The sequence below is a fragment of the Candidatus Cloacimonadota bacterium genome (assembly GCA_034661015.1).
GTDB lineage: Bacteria > Cloacimonadota > Cloacimonadia > JGIOTU-2 > JGIOTU-2 > JAYEKN01.
Map to the genome: position 1 here is coordinate 1 of JAYEKN010000209.1, position 5,342 is coordinate 5,342.

Annotated in this window: 1 protein-coding gene; it reads left to right on the plus strand. The window is 38.2% G+C overall.

What is annotated here, in order from left to right; translation table 11 throughout:
* Window positions 1–11 precede the first annotated feature (11 nt).
* Window positions 12–4,778: a carboxypeptidase regulatory-like domain-containing protein gene (locus U9P79_08060; GenBank protein ID MEA2104576.1), complete on the plus strand. Its 4,767-nt coding sequence runs from the start codon at window positions 12–14 to the stop codon at window positions 4,776–4,778.
* Window positions 4,779–5,342 lie beyond the last annotated feature (564 nt).

Below are 5,342 nucleotides of genomic sequence, written 5' to 3' on the forward strand. Positions count from 1 at the left end.
AGGAACAATCATTGAGTGATACGACAAATTCCAGTGGCTTTTTCCTGTTTGAAAACGTCGTCCCCTACACTTCCTCAACAATTGGGTCTGATCTTCCTCCTGCGATTTATGATAATGCTTCTGCCTTACTTGATGTTCAAGCCCAAAACATTGTCGCAGACCTGACAATTGATATTCATGGTGCAAATATTTCCGGAATTATAACCGATGCTTTTTTGAACTCTCCACTTGCAAACGCTGAAGTAACACTATATTTCGACGAAGCAGGGACTTATAACGAAATATCAACTGTTGTTACATCAGCAGATGGGCATTATGAATTTTCATATTTGTATGAAGGGGATTATCAACTGGTCGTAAATAGATCCAATTACAACTCTGCAGACACTTTCTTCGCTCTTCAGGATTTCGAATCGGCAAATTTTGATATTCCTTTGCAAAGATCGGTGGTTAATTTTCCAATTTCATCTTATAGTGCTACTCCACAAACCGGAGAAGAACCCTTACAGGTAACCTTCACAAACAATTCAACTCAGGGAACTTATCCGATTATCAGCTGGGAATGGGATTTTGACGGGGACGGGCAAACCGATACTACCGGCGCGGGTAGTTATCTACACACTTATACAGATACCGGTTCTTTCAACTCAAGCCTTACTGTGTCGGATGGAGAAAGATTCGGTATATCATACAAATCAATTGTTGTCGTAAATCAAGGAGATACAATTCCTCCCACTTCAAATTTTGTCGCAAATCCTCCAAATGGCTACAATCCTATTACAGTAAATTTTACAGACATTTCTGTAGAAGGGACAAATCCGATATCAATTTGGGAATGGGATTTTAATGGAGATGGTCAGATAGATTCCACCGGTCAAGGACCTTATGAATACACCTATATTAACACGGGAAATTTCAATGCAACCCTAACCGTTTCAGATGGAAATTTGAGCAATATAAGTTCACAAAATATTGCTGTAAACGTTGGAGTAATATCAGGAACAGTGCAAAATACAGATAATGATTTCATTAAAAATGCAATCATTACAATATATGATGAAAATGACGATTTAATTGCCACCGATACGACATCTTCTATGGGAGTATTCTCTCTCCAAAATTTTTCATCCGATCATTCTTATTCGCTCGAATGCACCAAAGCGGGTTACCAACCTTATGTTCATCCAAACCCAATTGGAGCGGACTCCACAGATGTTTTCGTAGAACTGGCAATGATTCCAAATGCAATTCTCGGAACTGTAAAATACGAAAATTTGGAAGTTGAGGATGCAGTTGTAAAGATTAAAGACCAACCGGGAAATGTGTTTTTAACTCAAACAAATGAATTCGGAGATTTTGTTTTTACAAACGTTTCACCGGAATATTACGACGTTTGGGCATTATCTTCAGATACCACCTTAGTCAGTCCATCCCAATCTGCAAATTTATCTGTGGGACAATCTGTTCTAATAAATATTGATCTCGAATTAGCTGCCCATATCGTTGGGACAATTACCCATAATAGCGTTGGAAAACCGGGAGTATCAATCTATGCTTCGAATATTGTTAGTGGAAGGATTTTTTCCGAAGTAACCAATACATTCGGGATTTACGACATTCCCCTACCACACGGAACTTATAATATTGATGTGATACTTGAGGGATTTACTGTTAATGAACCCATGCCGCAAATCCAGTTGCAAGCAGGAGAAGTGGCTATTTTAGATTTCAGCCTAACCGGAATCAACAACTCTATCTCGGGAACAGCGGTAAACAGCAGCACATTAGTCGGCATCGGAAATGTTAAGATTGTTCTTAATGGAACTTCGACTACAGGCATTCAAGTAAATGATAGTCTATATACCGGAGCAAGTGGTTCTTTTACTTTTTCAAATTTATACGATGGCAACTACACATTAAATGCAACTCATAATGCCTATTACCCGGTCAATCCAATTGATGTTACTTTGTCCGGCGGTGTGTCAAATCCACCTACTGTTGATTTTTCTCTTGAACCAAAAGATCTGGTTTTCTATGGAACGGTAATAGACACAAATTCCGTCCTCCTCTCAAATGCTATTGTTTATGCAATCGGAGTAAGCGGAACTTACGCTGATACCACAAGTTCGGATGGTGCATACTCAATCGAAGTTGACACGATCGGAGTTTACACCTTGCATGCTTCAAAATTTGATTATTATCCATCAGATTCTGTCGAGGTGGAATTGACTTTTGAGCAATCCACCTTACAACTCAATTTTATGCTTGCAGCAATTCCTCACTATGCTTCCATCAATGGTGCAGTAACAATATTTGATACAGATCTGGTTGGAACTTTCGCCCCCGATTCTGCCCAAATTATCCTAACCAATCAAAATGGAGATGAGACTCAATTTAATCTAATCCATCCTGATTCTCTTTATGAGTTTGCCGATCTCCTGATTCCCGACGTTTTTTCTATAGAATGCTTTGCATATTATCTAGACGGGCAATATCAAACCCAGATTCAAAACTTTGAAATTAATGTAGAAGGAACTTATACACAGAATTTTGACTATACATATTCTCCCGATGCTGTTTCGCTAAGTGGAACAATTACGATGAATGTAAATGAAAGGAGTTTGCAACCAATTGCTAATGCTGAAGTGATTCTCACAAACGCTTCCGGAAATATTTCGGATACGGTTTATTCAAATCAAAATGGATTTTACCAATTCAATAATTTGTCGGAAGATCAATATTCTCTCTCACTCATCGCAGAATATGAGGATGAAATTTTTTCGGGTGAAGTGCCGAATATCCCTTGGACCGGTGAAGATCTGGTTATTGATTATTCATTCGATTTTATTCTTTGTAGTATAGAATTTCATATCACTGAAAACGGAACTAAACCTGTTTCAGGTGTAAATGTTCAAATCATTGCAACTGATCGAAATCTTTTACTTATAACCGATGAAACCGGTTTTTGCGAAACTGATTCAACTTTACATACCGGAATATATTCGATCAAGCTGACAAAACCGTCCCAAGATTCAAGAAAAAGCGAAAAAAGAGAAATTCTTGCTGATTTCATCAATCCTCTCCCTTATCAATTATCGCTCGATTCTCTTTCGCATTATTCACAACCAAAACAACTGCCATTGCAATTTGATCCCTCTCAAATCGTGCCTACCCCCGCTTCAGAACCATTTGAAATTTCTCTAATAAAAGCAACCAATTACACCGATTCGGTATTCATTCATTATTACGATGTAACTAACAATTATTTTGAAGATGCGATGACTGTTGCGAATGACTCTTTATTAGTTTATACAATTCCAATTCAAAACCAATCTGGCGAAATCGAATTTTGGTTTTCCTCGTTCTCAAATTCTAACGGACTGAATTATACAAATCAAGCCCAACCACTTTCTTGGGATCTCACATCCGAAGGTATTTTATCGCAACAAAATTCTACTATTTCTCCAAATCAGGCTACCCTTGCCTATAATCAGGAAACTTTTTTTGAAGTGAATGTTTTTGATGATATGAACAATTCGCTCAATTCAGCAGTTGATCTTTCCGGAACTGTAATTTGGTCGCTTACTGATTCCATTATTGGGAATCTGGAGCAAATTGCCGGAGAAAAAAGGCTGGTCAAACTTACTACGCCCGACTCGACAATTGGTGAAATATCCGGTAAATTGAAAGCAAAAGTTACCTTAAATGATGTTTCAATAAATCTCTTAACAGATTTTATTTACGTTCGGGATATGCACCTTAATAGCCTCACAATCAGCGGTGTGGATGAGATAAATAATAATGAATCGTATTTTTTCTCGGTAACTGCAATCAGTGACAGCGGCTGGGCAATGACCGTTCCGATAGAATGGGATTCGATTCCGGCTTATTGCGGTATCGTAGAAGAACAAATTTCCGGTGTGCTTTTTACACCAAATACAGACTATCTCGGACAGCTCACATTAAATGCTACAGCAACCGATCCAAACCACGGATTTTCTGTCAGCTCCACTAAAAGTGCAAATGTGTTTGAAAAATTAACTGTGGCAAACTTGGCGGACACACTACACAGCGGTCAGAATTGTGATATTACCTTAGCCGATTCTATGCTCACAAGTGGCACAGCGAAATTATATCTAACTCCGATTTTGGCTTCACCTATGAAATTGGTAAGCACTACTTCAGAATTGAAAAGTTCAATTTTCTTGATAAACTCAAATCGTTCCCCCTCCTATTTCAACTACATGCCCGGAGTTATCTTCACTTTAGGACAACTCACGGATTCGGAGAACATGTATATTGCATTCTGGGATGAAAATCAGCTCAATTGGGTTGATCCTTTGGAAAATAATCCAAGAACCGACTTACAATTATTCCTTCCCCAAATCCCTGACTGGCACGAGTATGGAGTGGTTGGCAACTCCAAGTCTCTTGGGATTTATGACCTGCAACTCCTTCCCAATCCATTTACACCACACGATCAAATCGGCAACAATATGGGATTGCAGATCATTTTTAAGATTTCTTCAAATATAAGCAGATATCCGGAAATTACCGCAAAAATATATAACTTGAACGGAACGCTTATTCGCACTATTATTGAAAATTCCCCTATGATAAAAGGTGATTATAAAGCCGGTGAGCAACACACTCTCCATTGGGACGGAAAAACCGACAATGGCAAAATGGCTCGAAACGGAAGATATGTAATCCAACTGATTGCAGAAGATGCCAAAAATAGAGAAGAACTCGTTAAAACAATCGTTTTGATTAAATAATTAAGAAGTGAAAAGAGAAAAGGGAAATGTGTAAAGGGAAAAGGGAAATGGGAAATGGGAAATGGGAAAAGGGAAAAGGGAAAAGGAAAAGGGAAATGGGAAAAAAAACATTTTTCGTTCCCAAGCAGATGCTTGAGAATGAGAGCAAAAATGATGAATAACACCACCAGCGGTGCGAAATATTTGTAGCACAAGGCGATAAGCCTTATGTTCTATGAAAGAACGGAAATAAAGCACCGTAGGTGCGGCATTTTCAAAGCAGGAAAAAAGAAAAAGAAAAAGTGAAAAGTGAAATGGAAAATGGGAAATGGAAAAAAACATTTCTCGTTCCCAAGCAGATGCTTGAGAACTAGAGCAAAAGTTATGAATAGCACCAGCGGTGCGCTATATTTGTAGCATAAGGCGTCAGCCTTATGTTCGATGAAAGAACGGAAATTAAGCACCGTAGGTGCGGCATTTTCAAAGCAGGAAAAAAGAAAAATGAAAAAGAAAAAGTGAAATGTGAATATCTCTTGTTTTTCACCTCTCACTTTTGTATCAAGGAGCAAACATGAAAAAAATTAT